This window comes from Novosphingobium ginsenosidimutans, assembly GCF_007954425.1.
Classification (GTDB): domain Bacteria; phylum Pseudomonadota; class Alphaproteobacteria; order Sphingomonadales; family Sphingomonadaceae; genus Novosphingobium; species Novosphingobium ginsenosidimutans.
In genome coordinates this window covers 738,941-759,129 of sequence record NZ_CP042345.1, presented here as the reverse complement: position 1 = coordinate 759,129, position 20,189 = coordinate 738,941, and the positions used below count along the sequence as shown (strand labels likewise).

Sequence of the window (20,189 nt, the reverse complement as noted above, 5' to 3'; positions counted from 1 at the left end):
GGCTCCCCGGTTTGAAAGATTGTTTCCAAGCAGCCTAACAGGCTGTCGCAGCTATCGCAATCAGCCCGCCAGCGCCGCAGTTGCGATGCGGGCATAGATCCGCGCCAGCGTGTCGAGGTCAGGCACGGCCACGGCTTCGTCGCGCTTGTGCATGGTGGCGTTGCACAGGCCGAATTCGATCACTGGACAAAGCGCCTTGAGGAACCGCGCGTCGCTGGTGCCACCTGTGGTGCTGGCTTCGGGCGTCACGCCGGTCTCGGTTTCGACCGCGCGTGCGACCATGGCGGAGAAATCTCCCGGCGGGGTCAGAAAGGCTTCACCCGAAATGACCGCGCGGGCCGTGCCGCCATGCTTCTCGGCAATGGCGCTGACCATGTCGACCAGGCCCTGACCGGTGTGGAGATCGTTGAAACGGATCGACAGGCGGGCGTGGGCCCGCGCCGGAATGACATTGGTGGCCGGATTGCCGACAGTGATGTCGGTGATTTCAAGGTTGGAAGGCTGGAACCAGTCGCTCCCCTCGTCGAGCACCAGCGCGTTCAGTTCGGCCAGCATATTGACCAGCGGACCGATCGGATTGTTGGCAAGGTGCGGATAGGCAACGTGGCCTTCGCCGCCTTCAACCGTCAGCCAGATGTTGACCGAGCCGCGCCGGCCGATCTTCATCATGTCGCCCAGACGGTTCACGCTGGTTGGCTCGCCCACCAGGATCAGGTCGGGAATGGCACCCGCCGCGCGCATATGATCGATCAGCGGCACGGTCCCGAAGCGCGCCGGGCCTTCCTCGTCACCGGTGATGATGAAGCTGATCGTACCGGCGTCCCGCGGCACGCCAGTGGCGGCGGCGACCATCGCCGCGATCGAACCCTTCATATCGACCGCGCCGCGGCCATAAAGCAGCTCGCCGCGCACCTCAGGCGCAAAAGCGCCGGTGGTCCAGCCCTCGCCGGGCGGCACAACATCGAGGTGTCCGGCAAAACCGAAGTGGCGACTGCCCTCCGGCCCGCGGCGGATCGCGAACAGGTTCTCGACCGGCCCGTCGGGCGCTTCGCCCGCCAGGAAGCGATGGACCGCGAACCCCAGCGGCGCAAGCAGGCCTTCCAGGCAATCGAACACCATTCCCGTCGCCGGGGTTACGCTGGGGCAAGCGATCAGCGCTTCGGCAAGCGGCAGGACGGGAGGCAGGGCGGTGCTGGTCATGACTGGACGCGGCATATGGTGTATCACCAAGGCCTGCAAGCCGGAGCGCGCCCATGCCCAAGCTCGATCTTGATGCCATCCCCCAGATCAACGCTACTGGCTATCCGCCAGAGCATGCCGACAAGGTCCAGGGCCGCTGGTATCGACGCCTGGCACCTGCTGCGGGGCTGGCCGATTTCGGTGCCAGCCATGTGGTGCTTCAGCCTGGCGCCTGGTCGAGTCAGCGCCATTGGCATGAGGGCGAGGATGAGCTGGTAGTGATGCTGGCGGGCGAGGCGGTGCTCGTCGACGACAGCGGCGATACGGTAATGCGCGCAGGCGATGTGGCGGCTTTTCCGAAGGGTGATGGCAACGGCCACGTCCTGCAGAACCGCTCCAGCGAGCCCTGTGTCTTCGTGGCGATTGGCCGGCCACAGGCCAGCGACTGTCACTATCCCGATATCGATATGCACCTGTTCGTCGGCGAAGGCTTCCGCCGCAAGGACGGTTCGGCCTTCTAGCGTGCCAACGCCCCGTCCAGCAGCCGCGCCAGCCGCAGTCCGGCCTGGCTGATCCGCTGGCGCAGGGCGGGCAGGCTGGCTTCGATGTCTTCCTCGCTCCAGACCACGTCCTTGGGCGCTTCGCCGCCGGCGCAGGGATCGCGGTCAAAGGCCTTGGCATAGACTAGGCCCCGCGCCAACTCCCAGCTCTCGCGGCCCCAGTCGGAGACCTCGCCGGTGTCGAGCGCCGCCCGCTCCCCTGCGGCGTAGCGGCGGATCAACGGCGGGACCGCGCTGGTGATGCCGCGTTCCGCCATGGGTCCGTCCCACACCGCGTGCAGGTTGCGGCCCGGGGCGATGCCATATTTGGCCGCCACCTGGTTGCCGCCAAGATCGTTGTTGTCGCCTGAATGGAGCGGCATGTGCAGATCGCCAACGAAATGGGTTAGCCAGGCCAGGGCTTCGAGGCGCTGGGCGGCGGGCAGGGTCTTGTCGGCCAGGATGCGGCTGTTGCGCTCGATCTGGCCGGTCACGCAGTTCCCGCCAGAGCAATTGGCGCGCGGGTCATACGGTTTGCAGATGTTCATCGTCTGGTAGTGCCAGGCGAATGAATAGGCCCAGCGCCAGCTCTCGCGCCGGATGCAGTCTGGCCAATAGCTTGCTTCCTCCAGACTGCGGACCCGGCAATAGGGGGTGCCAAGGCCCTTCTCCGAACGCAGCAGTTCGCGCACGGCCGCGCGGGTCTGCGGCGAGACATTGGCCCAGGCGATGCTGGCGGTCGAACGATGGCCGAATTCGCCCCAGGCAAAGGCCGGACGTGCCACCAGCGCCGCCAGTGCGGCCAGCATCACAGCAATCCAGCGCATCACTTTGCCTTCCTGCTGCGACCCGAAATTTCCCATTGCTCGATGACCCAGTCTTCTTCTGCGGCGGCGGCGACCCAGGCCTGCAGCCATTCGTGTTCCCAGACCGCTTCCATATAGGCGAGGGCAAAGCCCGGAACACCTATCCCATAGGTCATGAAGCGGCTGACGATTGGCGCATAAAAGATGTCGGCCGCACTGAAAGTGCCAAACAGGAAGGGCCCGCCGCGTCCGAAACGGGCGCGGGCTTCGGCCCACAATGTTAGGATGCGGACCACATCGCTGCGGGCATCCTCGTCGATCTCCCACCCTTCGACCTGGCGGCGAATGTTCATCGGACACTGACGGCGCAGCGCAGCAAATGATGAATGCATTTCTGCGACCATTGAGCGGGCCATGGCGCGGGCATCGTCAGCCTTGGGCCAAAACCGGTCACGTCCAACCCGGTCGGCCAGGTATTCGACAATCGCCAGGCTGTCCCAGACCACCGCGTCGCCATCCCACAGCACCGGCACCTTGCCAGACGAGGGCGCGATCTCATCATGCTCCTTCTTCCGGTGGTCCCAATCCTCGCCATATAGGGGGACTTGGATCTCCTCGAAGCTGAGGCCCGACTGCTTGCACGCCAGCCAGCCGCGCAGCGACCAGGAAGAGTAGTTCTTGTTGCCGATGATCAGCTTCATGGCTCCCGGCTAGCCGTTCAGCTTGACGCTGTCGAGCCTGAACGGTTAGGGCCGCGCCATGGAATCCGCCAACCTGCCGATCTGCGTTGCGGCACTCTACCGGTTCACGCCCTTTGCCGACCACGCGGCTCTTCAGGCACCGCTGCTGGCCGCTTGTCGCGCGCAGGGCGTGAAGGGCACGCTGCTGCTGGCGCATGAAGGGATCAACGGCACGATCGCCGGCAGTGATGCCGGGATCGCGGCAGTGCTCGATCACATCCGCGGCCTGCCCGGATGCGCTGACCTCGACGTCAAGTTCTCGCGCGCGCCGGCCATGCCGTTTCACCGGATGAAAGTGCGGCTGAAGGCCGAGATCGTGACGATGGGCGTGGCTGAGATCGATCCGCTGGCCTCGGTCGGGACCTATATCGCCCCGGCGGACTGGAATGCGCTGATCGCTGATCCGAGCACGATCGTGATCGACACTCGCAACGATTATGAAGTGGCGATCGGCACCTTCCAGCGCGCGATCGACCCGCAGACCGCCAGCTTCCGCGATTTTCCCGCGTGGTTCCGCGCCCAGCGCGATAAACTGCTGGGGCAGGGACAGGCACCCAAAGTAGCGATGTTCTGCACCGGGGGGATCCGCTGCGAGAAATCGACTGCCTTCTTCAAGGCTGAGGGGGTGGAGCAGGTCTATCACCTCAAGGGCGGGATACTGAAGTATCTTGAGGACGTTCCAGCCGAGGACAGCCTGTGGCAGGGGGAATGCTTCGTCTTCGACCAGCGTGTCAGTGTCGGCCATGGGCTCGTTCCGGGCAGCCACGCGCTTTGCCATGCCTGCCGTCGGCCTGTCAGTCCGGAGCAGCAGGCCATGCCGGAGTTTGAGGAAGGCGTTAGCTGCCCAGCCTGTTTTGCCGAGCGGACCGACGAACAACGCGCCGGCTATCGCGAGCGCCACCGCCAGGAACAACTTGCCGCCCAGCGCGGCGCAGCCCATGTCGGCGCGGTAATGTTCGAGGAGAGCCCATGAGCCTGCGCCCCTTCCACCTTGCTTTCCCGGTCCATGACCTGGCCGCCGCCCGCGCCTTCTATGGCGAGGTGCTGGGCTGCCCAGAGGGGCGCTCGTCTGAACAGTGGGTCGATTTCGAATTCTTCGGTCACCAACTCGTTGCCCACCTCGCCCCGGATAATGCCGGGCGCGATGCGGCGCGCAACCATGTCGACGGCCACGGGGTGCCGGTGCCGCACTTCGGCGTGGTGCTGACGCTGGAGGATTTCGATGGGCTGGCGGAACGGATGCGCGGCGCGGGTGTGAAGTTCGAGATTGAACCCTACACCCGCTTCAAGGGCCAGACTGGCGAGCAAGCGACCATGTTCTTCCGCGATCCCAGCGGCAATGCGATCGAAATCAAGGCTTTTGCCGATCTGGGGCAATTGTTTGCGTCCTGATTGATCGCGCGTGACCTTCCCGCCCGGATATGGCTTTATGCCGGAATGCGGGTTGGGAGCAGACGATGAAGCTGTGGGGTGCGGTAATCGGCGGGCTGTTCGGCTGGGCGCTGGCGGAGTTTGAAGTCTACGGGCTGGTGCTCGGCGGAATGTTCGGGCTGGTCGCCGGCTTCTGGGCTGACAGCGCGGTCCGCCGCCTGGCGCGCGAAACGCTGGCACAGATGCTCGACCGGGAACTGGGCGATGTTGTCGCCAGCCGGGTTGCTGCTGAGTTGGCCGCAAGGGACACCGCTCCTGCCGCCCGCGAACCGGCAAAGGAACCGCCGTCCGCCAGCGTACCGCGAGTTCGCGCGGCAGCGCGGATGGTTGCGCCGCCACCGGCCACCAGTGCGGCGCTGCCCGAGCCAGCCTTACCAACTGCCAGGCCCGAGCCGAACGAGCCGCCAGCGCGCAGCAATGCTCCGGCCGAACCGGACCTGCTTGAACGTGGCCTTGCCGCCGCGCGCGACTGGCTGTTTGGCGGCAACACGATTGTCCGTGTCGGCCTGGTCATCCTGTTCGTCGGCCTCAGCTTCCTCGCCCGCTACGCCGCCAATGCCGGGCTGTTCCCGATCGAGTTGCGGCTCGCTGCGGTCGGCGCGGTTGGCGCAGCACTGCTCGGGGTCGGCTTTAACCGCCGGATTCAGCGACCGGAGTTCGGTCTCGCGCTCCAGGGCGCGGGCGTGGGTGTGCTCTACCTGACCGTCTTTGCGGCCGCCAAGATGTTCGAGGTCATGCCGCCGGGCGCAGCTTTCGCGCTGATGATCGTGATCGCGGCGCTCGGTTGCGCGCTGGCGCTGCTGCAGGACTCCAAGCTGATGGCGCTGGCGTCCTTCGCTGGCGGCTTTGCCGTGCCGGTGCTGCTGGGCGGGGAAAGCCCGACGCCGCTGCCGCTGTTCACCTATGGCACCATCCTCAACCTGGCGATCCTGTTTATCGCCCGATGGAAATCGTGGCGCGAGCTCAACCTGCTGGGCTTTTTTGCTACCTTCATCATCGGCGGGGCCTGGGCCGCCGCGCGCTATGGGCCAGAGCAGTTCTGGCTCTGCCAGGTCTTCCTGGCGCTGACGGTGGCGATCTATTTGCTGACCGCGCTCCTTTACGCTCACAACACTCCGGGGCGGTTCGGACTTGTGGCAGATTCGACGCTGCTGTTCGGCACGGCGATCGTCGGCTTCGGGTTCCAGACCCAACTCGTAGAGCAGATTCCCTATGCCCAGGCCTGGGCTGCGCTGGCCTTTGGCGCCGTCTATGTCGGGCTGGCAGCTTGGGTCTGGCGGACGCCACGGCCCGAGACGCGGCTGCTGGGTGAATGCCTGATTGCCATCGGGGTCGGCTTTGTCACCCTTGCGATCCCGCTCGCGCTGGATGTGCGCTGGGCGGGCGCGGCCTGGGCGCTTGAGGGGGCGGGGGCCTTCTGGGTCGGCATGCGGCAAGCGCGGTGGATGCCGCGCGCTTTCGGGATTGGCCTGGTCGGCGTCGCTGCGATGATCATGCTGGTGACGATCGAACCGAACGTGTCGGCGCTGCCGGTGCTCAACACCGGCTTTGTCGGTCCGCTGCTGATCGCGTTGCCGCTGCTGGCGGTGGCCTGGTGGCTGCGGCGTCCGCTGGCACATAGTGGGTCGCATTGGGCCCAGGCCTACGCCCCGGTCGAGACACGGCTTGAGCAGCCGCTGTACCTTGCCGGTTTTGCCTTTGCCTGCATTGCGCTGGTCCGCGAAGTGACGCGGCAGTTGCCGGCAGTGACGACTGAACTTGGCCCCGTGCCGGTGTTCCCCGGCATGATGCAGCAATTGCTGGTCGCGCTGGTCGTGACGGCAGCGATGTGGCTGTCGCTCAAGGCCGCGCGTCGATTCGATTGGGCCGTGGCGGGCTGGCCCGCGCTGTTCAGCCTGCCTTTGCTGGGTGTAACGCTGCTGGTCCAGGCTGCGGCCGGCCAATTCGTGCTGATCTGGCCGGACGTCCTGCCGTGGGCCGCAGCACTCGCGCTGCACCTTGATATTGTCCGCACCCGCGATGCCCTGCCATTGCGCAAGCAGGGCGAGGTGCATCGCTACGCGCAGGACTGGATCCACGCCGGAACGGTCTGGCTGCTGACCGGGGTAGTGGCGAACAGCCTGTACCTTGGCGTCGACCGGGCCGACCTGTGGAACACGTCATGGGCAGGCGTTGCCTTCCTCGTCGCCGCCACGCTGGTGCTTCTGCTGCTGACCCGGATCGGCAATGCGCCGCGGGCGGGCAAGGTGCAACACTGGCCGCTGGCCGGGCGGACAATCGCCTATGCCTGGACGGCCGCGGTACCGCTCGCACTGCTGGTTTTTGGCGGTGCATTGGTTACCGCGATTGCTGCAGAAGGGATCACAGCGCCGCTCCCTTACGTGCCCCTGCTCAACCCGGTCGATCTGTCGGTTTTGCTCGCACTTACCGCACTGGCGCTATGGCACCGCATGGCCAGCACGATGGTGCCCGCACCCGATGGGGCCGATATGCTGCGCGGCCCGCTCGCCCCGGCGCTCGCGGCCACGCTCGGTTTTGTGGCGATCAACGCCGTGTGGCTGCGCACCGCCCATCACTGGTTGGGGGTGAACTGGAACCCGGACGATCTTGCCGCCAGCAGCGTGGTCCAGGCCGGGATCTCGATCTTGTGGACCCTGCTGGCGATGGCGCTGATGGTCTTGGCCCAGCGCCGCGCGCTGCGGCCGTTGTGGCTGGTCGGCGCGGCGCTGCTCGGGCTGGTGGTGGCCAAGCTCCTGCTGGTCGACATGTCGAGCGCCGAGGGCTGGCAGCGGATCGTCACCTTCATCGCGGTGGGCATCCTGATGCTGGTGATCGGCTATTTTGTGCCGCTCCCACCGCGCAAGGAGGAGGCCAAGCCATGATCCGCCAGACGTTGATCGGGATGGCGGCGCTTGCCTTGCTGGGCGCCTGCGCCAAGGAGGCTCCGCGCGATCCGGCCAAGCCGGAAAGCTATGCGGCAAGCTTTGCCGTAACACCGGCGGAGGGAGGGCCTGAACAGCGGATCACCGTGCCAGTCCAGGCGTTGCTGGCGCTGCGCAACCCGACCAATTCCGACTTGCGGTTGTTCGACGCCAACGGCCGATCGCTGCCGCTGGCCATGGTCTGGCCAGCGGCGCAAGAAACCACGGCCCAGACGGTGCCGGCCTACCCAGTGCTTGGACGCGCGACGCCAAGCGCGGACGGGGTTGCGCTGACCATCGGGGCCGACCGGGTCGCTCGCGTCGTGCCGCTGGCAGGTGCGGCCGGGCCCGAGCGGCCGGTTGCGGCGCTGATCGATACGCGCGGCGTTACCGCGCCGGCCAGCGCGCTCTTGCTCGATCTCGGCTATCCCGAAGGACAGTTGGTCAAACTGACCATCGCCGCCAGCGCTGACCTGGCGACATGGGACGTGCTGCGCGGCTACACCGTGTTTCGCTCCGGCGGTGAAGATGTGGTAGGGCCAGCCCGCATTCCCTTGGGCGATGTTTCGCTGAAAGACCGCTACCTGCGGGTGACCTGGGGCGATGCCCAGGGTGTCGCGATCCGGCAGGCAAAGGTGCAAGTCCGGACTGGCAAGGCGCAGCAGTCGATCCCTGTTCCGGCTAGAGGTGCCAGGCTGGTGGGCACGCATGACTTGCAGCTTGCGCTCCCGCCCGGTGAAGGCCCGGTCGCGCTGCGAATCCAGCTGGCCGGAGGTGAAGGCCTGATCCCGGTGACATTCGCCACACGAGTTGGCCGGGAGGATCCCTGGCAGCCGTTGGGCGCTGCAACTCTCCGGGGGGAAAACTTTGCCGTACTCCCGCTCAGCGATGCAAGACCGGCAACGGGCATGGTTGGAAGCGATGTCCGGATCGAGGCGGACAAGCGCACGCCGGGGTTCGCCGCGCCGCCCAAGGTCGAACTGCTTTACGCGCCGGTCGAACTGGTGGCCCGGTTCAGCGGCAAGCCGCCTTACCGGCTCAGCGCAGGCCTCGCGAATGCCGAAGGGGTGTTCTTGCAACTTGAAGATATCGTGGCGGCCGGCGGCGTGGCGAAATTGCCGCTGGCTGCAGTCGAAACCGGATCGGTGCCAGTGGTTGGCATTGCTCCAGCCCAGACCGGCGGCCCCTTCGCGGGACGTAAGGTGGCGCTGTGGCTGACTTTGCTCGCTGGAGTGGCGACCTTGGCCTTTGCGGTGCTGCGGCTGCTGCGCAAGGCGCCGCAGGCGTCAGAGTAGCGCGTCCTCAAAGATCGCGCCGCGCAGTTCGGCGATGCCCATGCCCTTTTCGCTGCTGGTCACGTGGACCAGCGGGTAAGCGGCCGAATGCTTGCGGGCCTCGGCCTCGGTCGCGGCGGTGACCGCGGCGAGCTCACTGGCCTTGATCTTGTCGGCCTTGGTCAGGACAATCCGGTAGCTGGCCGCAGCTTCATCGAGCATTTTCATCATGTCGATGTCGACCGGCTTGGGGCCGTGGCGACTGTCGATCAGCAGCAGGGTGCGCTTCAACACCACGCGGCCGCGCAGGAAATCACGAACCAGCCGCTTCCACTGCTCAACCACTTTTAGCGGGGCCTTGGCAAAGCCATAGCCCGGCATGTCGACCAGTCGGAAGACCAGCGGATCGCCAATGTCGAAGAAGTTTAGTTCCTGCGTGCGCCCCGGCGTCACCGAGGTGCGCGCGAGTGACTTGCGGCCGGTGAGGGCGTTGAGCAGCGAACTCTTCCCCACGTTCGAGCGCCCGGCAAAGGCGATTTCCGGCACGTCTGGATCGGGCAGGAACTGCAGCCCCGGCGCGGACTTCAGGAACTCGACGCGCCCTGCGAACAGGCGGCGCGCCCGTTCGACGGGGTCATCGTTCTGGTCCATCGGCTTACTTGGCCTTTTCCCGTTCGCGGGTCCGCTTGGCATCGGCGGCGTCCTTGTTGGCCTGCTCCTTCAGCTGCGGGTGCTTGGAATAGAGGTAGCTTTGCTGGGCAATGGTCAGGATGTTCGATGTGATCCAGTAGATCAGCAGGCCAGCCGCGAAGGGCGCCATGACGAACATCATCATCCACGGCATGATCGCGAAGATCTGCTGCTGGACCGGGTCCATCTGCGCCGGTTGCAGCTTGAACTGCAGCCACATGGTGATGCCCAGCAGGATCGCCAGCACGCCAATGCCAAGGAAGGCCGGCGGGGTGAAATCAAGCAGACCGAACAGGTTCAGGATGTGCAGCGGATCGGGCGCGGAGAGGTCCTTGATCCACAGCGCGAAGGGCTGGTGACGCATTTCGACCGCCAGGATCAGCACCTTATAGAGCGCGAAGAACACCGGGATCTGCAGGAAGATCGGCAGACAGCCCGCAAGCGGGTTGACGCCTTCCTTCTTGTAGAGCGCCATGATCTCTTCCTGCTGCTTCGGCTTGTCGTCCTTGTAGCGTTCCTGCAGCGCCTTCATCTTCGGCTGGATCGCGCGCATCGCGGCCATGCTGGCGAACTGCTTCTGGGCGATCGGGAACATGATCCCGCGCACGATCAGCGTCATCAGGATGATGGCGACGCCGAAGTTGCCGACCGCCTTGAACAGCGCATCGAGCAGCATGAACAGCGGACGTTCGAACCAGCGGAACCAGCCCCAGTCGATTGCCAGGCTGAACTTGGCAATGCCGTCCGCCTCGTAGCGGTCGAGCACCTTGATTTCCTTGGCCCCCGCGAACAGCCGCGTGGTGCGGGTAAGGTTCTGGCCCGGGGCGACATTGCTTTCCGGGTAGAACAGGTTGGCCAGGAAGATGTCCCGGCCGGGCGTGCGGAAATCGGCGCTGGCCGGAACCTTGCTTTCGGGGATCAGGGTCGACATCCAGTAGACGTCGGTGAAGCCAACCCAGTCAGTCCGGCCGTCCTTCGTCACTTTCCCGGTTTCGCTGACGTCCTTGTAGTTGGTGCCAAAGTCGACGACTTCATCGAAGGCACCGAAGGGGCCGGCATGAACGTTGAAGCTGTCCAGAGCAGCGGTTTTGTCGGTGCGATTTAGCTGAGCAACGGGTTCAACCGTCAGCGGCGCGGTGCCTGCATTGGTCACACCCTGCTCGACCGTCAGCATGTAATCGGCGTCGATCTTGTAGGTCAGGGTAAAGGTCGCGCCGGTCGGGTTGGTCCAGCTCAGCGTCACCGGGGTTTGGGGTGTCAGCTTGGCGCCGGCGGGGGCGGTCCAGACGGTCTGCGGTCCCGGAACCGAGCCCTGCGCACCCAGCCAGCCGAACTGGGCATAGTGCTGGGCCGGAGTGCCGGCCGGCGAAAAGATCCGCTGCGGCCCGCTATTGGGATCAATCGCGGCCGTATGGCGCACGGTCACCAGGTCATCGACCACGCCGCCAACCGGGTTGAGCGACCCGTTCAGGCCGGGAGCGGCAATCGGGATCCGGCCTGGGGCAGCCAGGATCGTCTTGATGTCGCGCGCTTCCTCGGCAATGTCGGCGGCGTTCGTCAGCCCGCCCTCCCGGGTTGGCTTGACGGTGCCCGATGCGCTGGCAGTTGGGGCCGCGCTGGCCACCGGCTTGGGCTTGCCGGCGTTGGGATAGAAATAGCGGACGCCCGCATCCCAGCCGAACAGCAGCAGTGCGCTCAGCACCACGGCCAGGATCAGGTTGCGCTGGTTCTGGTTTTCCAAGGAAAGGCCCCTAGTCGTCTTGATAGTGTTGGAGGTGGCGAGCGATGCAGTGCAGTTCAAGGCACCGGGTCATAGCCATGCCCACCCCACGGATGGCAGCGCATTAGCCGCTTCGCTGCCAGCCAGCCACCCTTAATCGCGCCGTATTTCTCAACCGCCTGAATCGCATATTCCGAGCAGGACGGGGCGTAGCGGCACGAGGGCGGCAGGATCCGCGACGGGCCCAGTTGCCAGCCGCGGGCAATCAGGATCAGCAGGCGCTTCACCGGCGTTTGCGGGGCGGATCGCCCTTGCCCTGGGCGGCGCGGGTCAGCGCGGCGGTCAGCTCATCCCGCAGCAGGCCGAACTCGCGCTCAACCCCGCCTTCGCGGCCGATCAGCACATGATCGTGATCTGGCAGGCCAGCAGTGGGCAGCATTTCGCGCAGCAGGGCACGGAAGCGGCGCTTCATGCGGTTGCGCACCACCGCATTGCCGATCTTCTTGGTAACGGTGATGCCATAACGCAGGCCCTGGCCATCATTCGGGCGCGCCAAAAGCACAAAACCGGGGCGTGCTATGCGCAAACCCCGGTTGGCAGCCAGAAAATCAGCCCGCCGCGTAAGGACGGACATGATCGCTGATTCGCTCAGGCAGAGAGCTTCTTGCGGCCACGCGCGCGGCGGGCGGCAAGCACCTTGCGGCCGCCGACAGTGGCCGTGCGGGCGCGGAAGCCGTGGCGACGGGCGCGGACAAGGTTGCTGGGCTGGAAGGTGCGCTTCATGATAACCTCGAAAACTCGAACAAAAAGGGCCGCCGCGTGGGCGACCGCATCACAGGGGCGGGCCGTTAAAGCGCGCCGGGGTGGGAGTCAAGGGATTCGCGCTCAGTTCAGGCTGACCCAGTGCGCCATTTCCGCGCCGCTGAGCCACTTGGCCTGGCTGAATGAAACCGAGTTGGTCATGGCATAAAAGGCCTGGGCCTGTCCGGACGCCATTCCCATCTCCCGATAGTAATCGATATAGGCGCGATTCTCTGGCGCATCGGCGGGATAGTCACGTGCTTCACGGCCGTCCTCGTCGGCCCAGGAATGGACCGCGAACTCGGCGGCCGGATCGGCCATGCGGCGCGCGCCGGCCAGGAACAGCTCGACCCCGCCGGAGCGGACCGAGCCGCCCGCCGGGACCAATGTCGTCATGCCGCGCGCACGGATCATCCGTCCCAGGCGCAGGTTGGCGCGATCATCCTCGGTGCCGGGGCACTCGATCATCTCGATCAGCGCGATGCCGGGATAGGCCTTTACCATGGCGGCAAACTGGGTCGGGCTGGCGCTGTCGGTCACATCGACCAGCGCAGCGCGGGTGGCATCGAGCACGCGGAATGGGCCGAAAGTGGCGATGCCTCCGGGCGTTTGCGGTTCAACCGCGCTGACGAAGCGTTCCGAACCCGCCGGCTCGGGGATCGCTTCCTCGGTCACCGTCTCGACCACGGCAACCTCGGCAGCGCGCAGCGGCTGGGTGGCAGCGGCAAGCAGCGCAAGGAACAAGGCTAGGCGGCGCAGGATCATGCCCTCTCATCGCGCGCGCGATCTTGCTGCTTTGCCAAGGCAATCGGTTAAGTTCGGGTAACCACCGGTCCAGAGCGGCTTTTGCTCGACAGGCGGGCACCTTCAGGGCATCACCTAAGTGTTTGTAAAGGGGGTGTCTTTGGTCGCGCTCGTCCAGACGGTTGCCTATCTTGGGCTTGAGGCGCGCGCCGTGGAGGTGCAGTGCCAGATCGCGCCTGGCCTGCCGCGCTTCAACCTCGTCGGCCTGCCTGACAAGGCGGTCAATGAAAGCCGCGAACGGGTTCATGCTGCGCTCGCCGCCATGGGCCTGGCCCTGCCGCCCAAGCGGATCACGATTAACCTTTCGCCAGCCGACCTCCCCAAGGAAGGCTCGCACTATGACCTGCCGATCGCCCTGGCGCTGCTGGCGGCGATGGGCGTGACCGATGCCGAGCAGATCACCGATTTCGTCGCGGTGGGCGAACTGGCGCTTGATGGGCGGATCGTGCCGACGCCCGGCGTGCTGCTGGCGGCGCTGCACGCCTCCGGTGCCGATAAGGGCCTGATCTGTCCGGCGGCGCAGGGCGGGGAGGCGCGCTGGGCCAACGGCATGTCGATTGTCGCGGCGCCGGACCTAATCAGCCTACTTAATCACCTCAAAGGCACGGCGCGCTTGCCCGATCCCGTGGCGGGTGAGGTTGAAGCGGCCGCCCACGGCCCCGACCTCAGGCAGGTCAAAGGCCAGGAAGTGGCTAAGCGCGCGCTCGAGATTGCCGCAGCTGGCGGGCACAACCTGCTGATGATCGGTCTGCCGGGAGCGGGCAAAAGCCTGATGGCAGCCTGCTTGCCGGGGATCTTGCCGCCGCTGACCCCGGCCGAGGCGCTGCAGGTGTCGATGGTGGCCTCGGTGGCGGGTACCCTGGAGGAAGGACGGATCAGCCGGACCCGGCCGTTTCGCTCGCCGCACCATTCGGCGTCGATGGCGGCACTGACCGGCGGCGGTCTGCGCGTGCGCCCCGGCGAAGTCAGCCTGGCGCACCTGGGCGTGCTGTTCCTGGATGAGTTGCCAGAGTTTCAGCGCGCAGTGCTCGATTCACTGCGCCAGCCGCTGGAAACCGGAGTTGTCGATGTGGCGCGGGCCAATGCCCACGTCACCTATCCGGCGCGGGTGCAGCTGGTTGCAGCGATGAACCCTTGCCGCTGCGGCTATTTGGGTGATCCGGCGCTGGGCTGCAGCCGGGCGCCGCGATGCGGGGCCGATTATCAGGCCAAGGTCTCGGGGCCGATGCTCGACCGCATTGACCTGCATGTTGAAGTGGATCCGGTCAGCGCCGCTGACCTCGCCCTGCCGCCGCCGACTGAAGGCAGTGCCGAGGTGGCGGCGCGGGTCGCTGCTGCGCGGGGGCTTCAGATCGCGCGGCTTGAAGGCACCGGCAAGTCCAGCAATGCCGAGCTCGATGGCGACCTGCTCGAACGCCATGCAACGCCGGATGAGGCGGGGCGCAAGCTGCTGCTGAAGGCCGCCGAGGCGATGCGACTATCGGCGCGCGGCTATACCCGGATGCTGCGGGTGGCACGGACCATCGCCGATCTTGCGGGCAGCGAAGGGATCGGGCGCATCCATGTGGCGGAAGCGCTCAGCTACCGCCGGGTGGCGGGTCGCAGCTAAAGCGCGCGCAGCTTCCGGCCGGCGGCGTCAGTCGGCCAGTTCACGTCGGCCTGGTCGCGCCACTCCAGTTCCTTGGGGCCAAGCACCCGACCATCATGCGCGTGAATGCCGATCGGCAGGATCGGCATCCCGTCGCGCTCGTCACACAGCACCGGATTTGAAGGCACGCCGGCACCATACTTTTCGCCCCACTGGCGCAGTGCTAGCATGGCAGGCAGCAGGTCCAGCCCCTTTTCGGTCAGGCGATATTCGATCTTGCGGCGATCATCGGGCAGGGCCTGGCGCTTCATGATCCCGTGTTCGACCAACCGGGCCAGACGGTTCGACAGGATGTTGCGGGCAATGCCCAGCGCACCGAGGAACTCCTCGAAATGATACATCCCATTGAAAGCGGCGCGCAGGATCATAAATGACCAGCGCTCACCCATCACCTCAAGCGCGGCGGGCAGGCCACAATTGTTGATCTCGTCGAGCGGCTCACGCAGGCCCATCGTCGTCATCCCCTTTGTCCCTAGGATCATACCCTAGCCCAAAACTGGCTCGCTTGCCGACAAGAAAATCTTTGCTGCGCTGCACAGTTTCTAGTTGCAACTGAAAACCTATCGAGATAAGTAGTGATTCGCAACGCAAATCGTGCCTCCCTCCCAGGACCCTTCGATCCCTGCGTGCAGACCAAGATGTGACGAACCAGAACGCATAAGGGGAAGAACCATGATTGCCACCGCCAACCCGTTTTCGCGCACGCTGCTTGCCGCCGGCCTGGCCGTAGTCGGCACCATCGCCAGCTTTGCTGCGACCACCAACACCGCCCAGGCCCAGACCGCCTCGCGCTACAGCGCCACCCTTGCTGCTCCGGCTGCCGAAGCCGCCAAGGTCGTGAATGGCGTGAACTGGACCTGCAACGGCACCGAATGCAGCGGCCGCATCGATGGCGCCGCTCCGATCAACACCTGCACCCGGGTCGTGAAGGCCTTTGGTCAGGTTACCAAGTTCGCCACCCCCAAGGGCGAATTCGACGCCGACAAGCTCGCGCGTTGTAACGCGGCCGCCTGACGCAATACCGGCAGGCGCGCCTCACTCCGGGCGCCTGCTGCAGGCATTCCTTACAGCCCCCCAATAGCTGGGCCTCCGTCGCAAGACGGGGGCCCTCTTTTTTGTTCAAAGCAGGCCGCGGGTCCGCAGCTCTTCGGCCAGCAGTTCGGCAGAGATGAAGTGGTGAGCGTGCCAGCCGCATTCGCGGGCGGAGGTTACGTTGGGCAGGCTGTCATCAATGAACAGCATGGTTCCCGGATCGCGGCCAAAGCGCTGCGCGGCCAGCGCGTAGATCGCCGGATTGGGCTTGGCGAGCTTCTCTATGCCCGAGACCACGATGTCCCGGAAGCGATCAAGCAGCGGGAAGGTGGGCCGGAAGTTGGCCCAGGTGTCGGCTCCAAAATTGGTGATCGCATACAGCGGCAGGCCGTTTTGGTGGAGCTGCTCCACCAGATCTCCGCTGCCGGGGACCGGGCCGGGGATCGTTTCATTGAATCGCTCGGCATAGGCGCGAATCACTTCGGCATAGCGCGGAAACTCGGCACTGCGCTCTGCCACCATCTCGGCGATCGGCCGGCCAGCATCGTGCTGACCATGCCAGGCCTCGGTCACCACGTTATGATAGACCCATTCAACCTCGGCCTCATTGTCCAGCAATTTGCGGAACAACAGGCGCATGTCCCACTGCACCAGCACCCGGCCGATGTCGAAAACCACGGCTTCGATTCGCTGGGTCATGCAGACTTTCCGACGGCTAGAAACGGGTTCGGCCCGCACCCCTGGACGGAGGCGGGCCGATCAGACTTCAGCGCAGGGCTATGGCCCTGCCGCACAGGTTTAGCCCTGGCGCGCCTTGAAGCGGCGGTTGGTCTTGTTGATCACATAGGTCCGGCCACGGCGGCGGATCACGCGGTTATCCCGGTGGCGGTCCTTGAGCGACTTGAGGCTGTTGCGAATCTTCATGATGTCCTCGGGTGCGGCTTAACCGCGGAAAACTGAAGCCGGGCCGTTACGGGCGACTCATCGGGAAGTCAACCAATGAGTCGCCCCTAACTGGCTTATTCGTCCGGATCGCGGACCTTGAACGGGTCGGTCGGTACCGGCTTGGACGGCAGCGGCATGCGCGGCAGGTCCTTGTCGCTGTTGGCGGCCTGCAACAGCATCGCCGCCATGATCGTCGCCGCCTGGCGCAGGTCATCGCCGCGCAGGTGATCAAGCGTGTCGAGGTTCGAATGGTGGACCCGGCTGTCGTAATCGAGCGGGTCCTGGATGAACTGATAGCCCGGCAAGCCGATCGCCTGCAGATAGACGTGGTCGGTGCCGCCGGTCTTGCTCGTCACCACGCGGCTGGCGCCCATGCCTTCGAACGGGCTGAGCCACTTCTTGAGCATTGGCTCGGCCGCGATGTTGTTTTCGGCATAGATACCGCGCACCTTGCCGCCGCCATTGTCGAGGTTGAAATAGGCCTTGAGCTCCGCATAGCCAGGCTTGGGCGCAATCGGCCAGGCCTGCGACCAGGCGCTGTAGGCGGCGATGCCGGTCAGCTTGGGATCGACCGGGCGGGTTGCCAGGTAGCGCTCGATGTAGGCGCGGCTGCCAAGCAGGCCTTGTTCCTCCCCGGCCCAGAGGGCGAAACGGATCGTACGGCGCGGCTTGACGCCCAGTCGCTGGAGAATGCGCGCTGCTTCGAGCACCACGACGCTGCCCGCGCCATTGTCGGCTGCGCCATCGCCGGCGATCCAGCTATCAAAGTGGGCGCCGGCCATGACATAGCCGGCCTTGGGGTCGCTGCCCGTGATATCACCAAAGAGGTTTTCGGCCTGAAGCGTGCTGTCATCGAACCTGGCATTGAGTTGCAGCTCGATTTCCGGGGCAGGGCCCCCGGCGGCAAGACGTACCAGGCGGCGATAGTCTTCGGCCGCGACTTCGAAAGCCGGCAAGGCCAAGGTCTCGCCGGGGCGATAGTTGTAACCCTCGCCATGGACCAGCATGCCATCGCGGTAGCTGATCCGGATCATCGCCAGCGCACCTTCGGCCTTGAGGAATCGGCTCAGCTCCAGCGGAAAGTTGGTGCGCTTGGCCCGGCGATCGGCGGTGGCAGGATCGAAACTGGGAAGGTCATAGCGATCATATTCGCTGATCTGCTTATCATCGAAGCGCTGGAACACCGGCTTGGTGGATTCGCTGGTCGCGCCCGGCAGGCTGATCATCACCACCTTGCCAGCGAGCTTGCCTTTCCAGGCGGCAAAGTGTTCGACCTTGCTCATCGGCGCGACCACCACGCCGGCGCGCAGCACGCCGTCGGTGGGCGGTGACCAGGCAACCGGGATCGCCATCAGGTCGATCCTGCGCGGGCTGACCATCGTCGCGCGATAGCTCTCGATGTTCCAGCCCAGGCCAAAATCAAAGCCTTCGCGGTGCACGTTCTGCAGGCCGATCGCGGCCATCCGCGCCGTCGCCCAGTCAGCCGCGCGACGATAGTTCTGCGAATTGGTCAGGCGCGGACCGATCCCGTCCATTAGCTGCGACGCGGTCACCATGGCCTCGCTGCGATTGAGGCCTTCGTCGATCACGGCGGCGACCTGGGCATCGCTGGCATCGGCCCGCAGCGGAGCCGGGGTTGCGGCCACCAAAGCCAACGCGGTCGCACTGCCGAGCAAGGCATTTCGGATCATCAAGTCATCTCCCCCATCTGGTCAGGCCAGCTTGCTGGCACAGCCACCCGGTCAGGCCAAGGGGATCGAAAGACTATCCGCCGCGGATTTCGTCCAGTCGCCGTTCCCAGGCCAGCGCATGCTGCACGATTGTGTCCAGGTTGGCGTACTTTGGCACCCACGGCAGGGTGGCCTTGATCCGGGCATTGTCCGAAATCAGCGAATCGGGATCGCCCGCACGGCGCGGCCCCAGCACGCGGTTGATCTTCTGGTTGGTCACCCGGTCGACCGCGTCGAGCACCTCCAGCACCGAATAGCCCTGACCATAGCCGCAGTTCATCGTGAGGGAGCGCTGCGGCTGCTCGATCAACGCTTCCAGCGCCAGCACGTGGGCATTCACCAGGTCGGAAACGTGGATGTAATCGCGCACCCCGGTGCCGTCGGGCGTGTCGAAATCGGTCCCGAATACGTCGACCTTGGCCCTTTTGCCCAGCGCCGCCTCGACCGCGACCTTGATCAGATGCGTTGCCCCGGCAGTTGACTGGCCGGTGCGGGCCAGCGGATCGGCGCCGGCCACGTTGAAATAGCGCAGCGCACAGAAGTTGATCGGGTGCGCCTTGGCGACATCGCCCAGCATGATCTCGGTCATCAGCTTGGACATGCCATAGGGATTGATCGGTGCCTTGGGGCTGTCCTCGTGAACCGGCGAAACCTCGGGCACACCATAGGTCGCTGCAGTTGAGCTGAAGATGAAGTGCGGCACGCCGGCCGTAACCGCAGCCTCAATCAGCGCGCGGCTCTTCGCCGTGTTGTTTGAATAGTACTTCAGCGGGTTCTCGACCGATTCCGGCACGATGATTGACCCGGCGAAATGCATCACTGCCGCTATGCCCTGGTCGGCGAAGATCCGCGCGAGCAGGTCGGTATCGGCGATATCGCCTTCATAAAGCGGCACACCATCGGGCACTGCAAAGCGGAAGCCAGTGGTCAGATTGTCGATCACGGTGACCGGCCATCCGGCGTCCGTGAGCGCGAGGACGGCATGGCTGCCGATGTAGCCGGCGCCGCCGGTAACCAGGACGGGTAGTTTCTGCGGCATCGTTCGCGCCCCTAGCACAACCGCGCGATCAAGTGGTTAACCATAGCGCGCGTTCAATCGTATTCAGCCCTGCGCAATGTTGCCAGCGCGAAAGCCGGTGCAGAGGCAGCCTGCCCGTCTGCCAAGGATTTTCATGCCGCACACTCGCTTTTCGCTCGCCGCCGCAGCTATCGTGCTCGCCCTGGCGGGAACCGGAACCACGGTGCTGGCTCAGCGGACCGGGCCATCCGGACCGGGCTGGGACGAGCCGCGCTGGGGCGAAGGCCGCGATGTGGAGCGCTCGTTGCGGCGCGCCGCCGCCGCGCGCGAGGGCAAGGTCGATGTCGCTCGGTTCCGCGCCGAAGGTGACGCTGCCGGCGCGCTCAGCCATGGGGCAATCGCCGTGGTCAGGCCGGCCGATCAGGATCCAGTGCCAGACAACCGGATCGCCGCGACTTTTGAGGCTGCGGTCGAAAGCCAGCTGGCCGGAGCCGGTTACGATACGCTCGGGTCCGCTTCAGGCGGCCAGATCGCCGAAGTGCGGTTGGTCCGCAGCGAAGCCGAACCGGCAGAACAAAAGGGCAAGCCGCTTAGCGGTGCAATGGAAGTGGGCGTTTCCAACCGCGGCACCTTCTTTGGCGGTGCGCTGCGTTATGATGCTTCAAAGCCGCGCAGCGCGCTGATCTCGACCCGGCTTGAGACCCGCATCCGCGACCGCGCCAGCCGGCAGGTGCTGTGGGAGGGCCGGGCCGAGATCTTGACCCGCGAGGGCGACGGCCGCTGGGGCGATCAGGCGATTGCCACCAGATTGGCCGCCGCGCTGTTCGATGGCTTCCCCACGCGCACGGGCGAACCGCTGGCTGCGCGTTAGGCGCTTGCCTATGGGCGGGAACGAATTCACACTGGCTGCA

The 20,189-nt window shown here is 65.5% G+C and carries 22 protein-coding genes; 8 read left to right on the top strand and 14 right to left on the bottom strand.

What is annotated here, in order from left to right:
• Positions 1-60: 60 nt before the first annotated feature.
• Entirely contained in the window at positions 61-1,200 is a 1,140-nt protein-coding gene (dapE, locus tag FRF71_RS03800) for a succinyl-diaminopimelate desuccinylase (RefSeq protein ID WP_147089312.1), read from the bottom strand.
• Between the two features lie 53 nt (positions 1,201-1,253).
• Between dapE and FRF71_RS03795 the strand changes: the two genes are divergently transcribed.
• The gene (locus FRF71_RS03795) at positions 1,254-1,700 is read left to right on the top strand and encodes a cupin domain-containing protein (protein ID WP_147089311.1); all 447 of its coding nucleotides are present in this window, start codon (positions 1,254-1,256) and stop codon (positions 1,698-1,700) included.
• On the opposite strand, the gene FRF71_RS03790 is transcribed toward FRF71_RS03795, so the two are convergent.
• Together FRF71_RS03790 and FRF71_RS03785 are read right to left on the bottom strand one after the other, a co-directional pair.
• Positions 1,697-2,545 (bottom strand): S1/P1 nuclease, encoded by an 849-nt coding sequence (locus FRF71_RS03790; protein WP_147089310.1) that lies wholly within the window; start codon positions 2,543-2,545, stop codon positions 1,697-1,699. The two genes, FRF71_RS03795 and FRF71_RS03790, sit on opposite strands and share 4 nt — an antisense overlap.
• Positions 2,545-3,225: a glutathione S-transferase family protein gene (locus FRF71_RS03785; RefSeq protein ID WP_147089309.1), complete on the bottom strand. Its 681-nt coding sequence runs from the start codon at positions 3,223-3,225 to the stop codon at positions 2,545-2,547. The genes FRF71_RS03790 and FRF71_RS03785 overlap by 1 nt, the downstream gene beginning before the upstream one ends.
• A 58-nt stretch (positions 3,226-3,283) precedes the next feature.
• Between FRF71_RS03785 and trhO the strand changes: the two genes are divergently transcribed.
• The 4 genes from trhO (at position 3,284) to FRF71_RS03765 (ending at position 8,911) form a co-directional block, all read left to right on the top strand.
• Positions 3,284-4,237 (top strand): oxygen-dependent tRNA uridine(34) hydroxylase TrhO, encoded by a 954-nt coding sequence (trhO, locus tag FRF71_RS03780; protein ID WP_147089308.1) that lies wholly within the window; start codon positions 3,284-3,286, stop codon positions 4,235-4,237.
• Positions 4,234-4,656 carry a VOC family protein gene (locus tag FRF71_RS03775; RefSeq protein WP_147089307.1) on the top strand — a complete coding sequence of 141 codons (423 nt, stop codon included), beginning with the start codon at positions 4,234-4,236 and terminating at the stop codon, positions 4,654-4,656. The genes trhO and FRF71_RS03775 overlap by 4 nt, the downstream gene beginning before the upstream one ends.
• A 65-nt stretch (positions 4,657-4,721) precedes the next feature.
• The gene (locus tag FRF71_RS03770) at positions 4,722-7,577 is read left to right on the top strand and encodes a DUF2339 domain-containing protein (RefSeq protein WP_147089306.1); all 2,856 of its coding nucleotides are present in this window, start codon (positions 4,722-4,724) and stop codon (positions 7,575-7,577) included.
• On the top strand, positions 7,574-8,911 hold the full coding sequence (locus FRF71_RS03765) for a DUF3999 family protein (protein WP_147089305.1): 1,338 nt from the start codon (positions 7,574-7,576) through the stop codon (positions 8,909-8,911). The genes FRF71_RS03770 and FRF71_RS03765 overlap by 4 nt, the downstream gene beginning before the upstream one ends.
• Here the strand turns inward: FRF71_RS03765 and yihA are convergent.
• The 6 genes from yihA to FRF71_RS03735 form a co-directional block, all read right to left on the bottom strand.
• Positions 8,903-9,541, bottom strand: a complete 639-nt coding sequence (gene yihA, locus FRF71_RS03760) for a ribosome biogenesis GTP-binding protein YihA/YsxC (RefSeq protein WP_147089304.1) — start codon at positions 9,539-9,541, stop codon at positions 8,903-8,905. The genes FRF71_RS03765 and yihA overlap by 9 nt on opposite strands.
• 4 nt (positions 9,542-9,545) lie before the next feature.
• On the bottom strand, positions 9,546-11,321 hold the full coding sequence (gene yidC, locus FRF71_RS03755; RefSeq protein WP_147089303.1) for a membrane protein insertase YidC: 1,776 nt from the start codon (positions 11,319-11,321) through the stop codon (positions 9,546-9,548).
• Between the two features lie 56 nt (positions 11,322-11,377).
• Positions 11,378-11,587 (bottom strand): membrane protein insertion efficiency factor YidD, encoded by a 210-nt coding sequence (gene yidD, locus FRF71_RS03750; protein WP_147089302.1) that lies wholly within the window; start codon positions 11,585-11,587, stop codon positions 11,378-11,380.
• Positions 11,584-11,934 carry a ribonuclease P protein component gene (gene rnpA, locus FRF71_RS03745; RefSeq protein ID WP_147089301.1) on the bottom strand — a complete coding sequence of 117 codons (351 nt, stop codon included), beginning with the start codon at positions 11,932-11,934 and terminating at the stop codon, positions 11,584-11,586. Before rnpA ends, yidD begins: the two co-directional genes overlap by 4 nt.
• Before the next feature lie 14 nt (positions 11,935-11,948).
• Positions 11,949-12,083 (bottom strand): 50S ribosomal protein L34, encoded by a 135-nt coding sequence (gene rpmH / locus FRF71_RS03740; protein ID WP_039336437.1) that lies wholly within the window; start codon positions 12,081-12,083, stop codon positions 11,949-11,951.
• 102 nt (positions 12,084-12,185) lie between these two features.
• Positions 12,186-12,866: an alpha/beta hydrolase gene (locus FRF71_RS03735; RefSeq protein WP_192900026.1), complete on the bottom strand. Its 681-nt coding sequence runs from the start codon at positions 12,864-12,866 to the stop codon at positions 12,186-12,188.
• Positions 12,867-13,005: 139 nt separating this feature from the next.
• On the opposite strand from FRF71_RS03735, the gene FRF71_RS03730 reads away from it, so the two are divergent.
• Positions 13,006-14,514 carry a YifB family Mg chelatase-like AAA ATPase gene (locus FRF71_RS03730; protein ID WP_147089300.1) on the top strand — a complete coding sequence of 503 codons (1,509 nt, stop codon included), beginning with the start codon at positions 13,006-13,008 and terminating at the stop codon, positions 14,512-14,514.
• Here the strand turns inward: FRF71_RS03730 and FRF71_RS03725 are convergent.
• A complete protein-coding gene (locus tag FRF71_RS03725) occupies positions 14,511-15,014 on the bottom strand; it encodes a winged helix-turn-helix transcriptional regulator (RefSeq protein ID WP_420359391.1) in 504 nt (167 codons plus the stop codon). The genes FRF71_RS03730 and FRF71_RS03725 overlap by 4 nt on opposite strands.
• A gap of 211 nt (positions 15,015-15,225) precedes the next feature.
• Here FRF71_RS03725 and FRF71_RS03720 point away from each other — a divergent pair, with 211 nt between their 5' ends.
• A complete protein-coding gene (locus tag FRF71_RS03720; protein ID WP_147089299.1) occupies positions 15,226-15,567 on the top strand; it encodes a DUF8200 family protein in 342 nt (113 codons plus the stop codon).
• Between the two features lie 105 nt (positions 15,568-15,672).
• Here FRF71_RS03720 and FRF71_RS03715 read toward each other — a convergent pair whose 3' ends face one another.
• The 4 genes from FRF71_RS03715 to galE all read right to left on the bottom strand — a co-directional run bounded on the left by FRF71_RS03715 (position 15,673) and on the right by galE (position 19,299).
• A complete protein-coding gene (locus FRF71_RS03715; RefSeq protein WP_147089298.1) occupies positions 15,673-16,284 on the bottom strand; it encodes an HAD family hydrolase in 612 nt (203 codons plus the stop codon).
• Positions 16,285-16,383: 99 nt separating this feature from the next.
• Positions 16,384-16,509 (bottom strand): type B 50S ribosomal protein L36, encoded by a 126-nt coding sequence (gene ykgO / locus FRF71_RS03710; RefSeq protein ID WP_003046794.1) that lies wholly within the window; start codon positions 16,507-16,509, stop codon positions 16,384-16,386.
• Between the two features lie 95 nt (positions 16,510-16,604).
• Positions 16,605-18,221: a M20/M25/M40 family metallo-hydrolase gene (locus tag FRF71_RS03705; protein ID WP_238339403.1), complete on the bottom strand. Its 1,617-nt coding sequence runs from the start codon at positions 18,219-18,221 to the stop codon at positions 16,605-16,607.
• A 73-nt stretch (positions 18,222-18,294) separates the two neighbouring features.
• On the bottom strand, positions 18,295-19,299 hold the full coding sequence (gene galE, locus FRF71_RS03700; RefSeq protein WP_147089297.1) for a UDP-glucose 4-epimerase GalE: 1,005 nt from the start codon (positions 19,297-19,299) through the stop codon (positions 18,295-18,297).
• Positions 19,300-19,432: 133 nt separating this feature from the next.
• On the opposite strand from galE, the gene FRF71_RS03695 reads away from it, so the two are divergent.
• Entirely contained in the window at positions 19,433-20,149 is a 717-nt protein-coding gene (locus FRF71_RS03695; RefSeq protein ID WP_147089296.1) for a DUF4136 domain-containing protein, read from the top strand.
• Positions 20,150-20,189 lie beyond the last annotated feature (40 nt).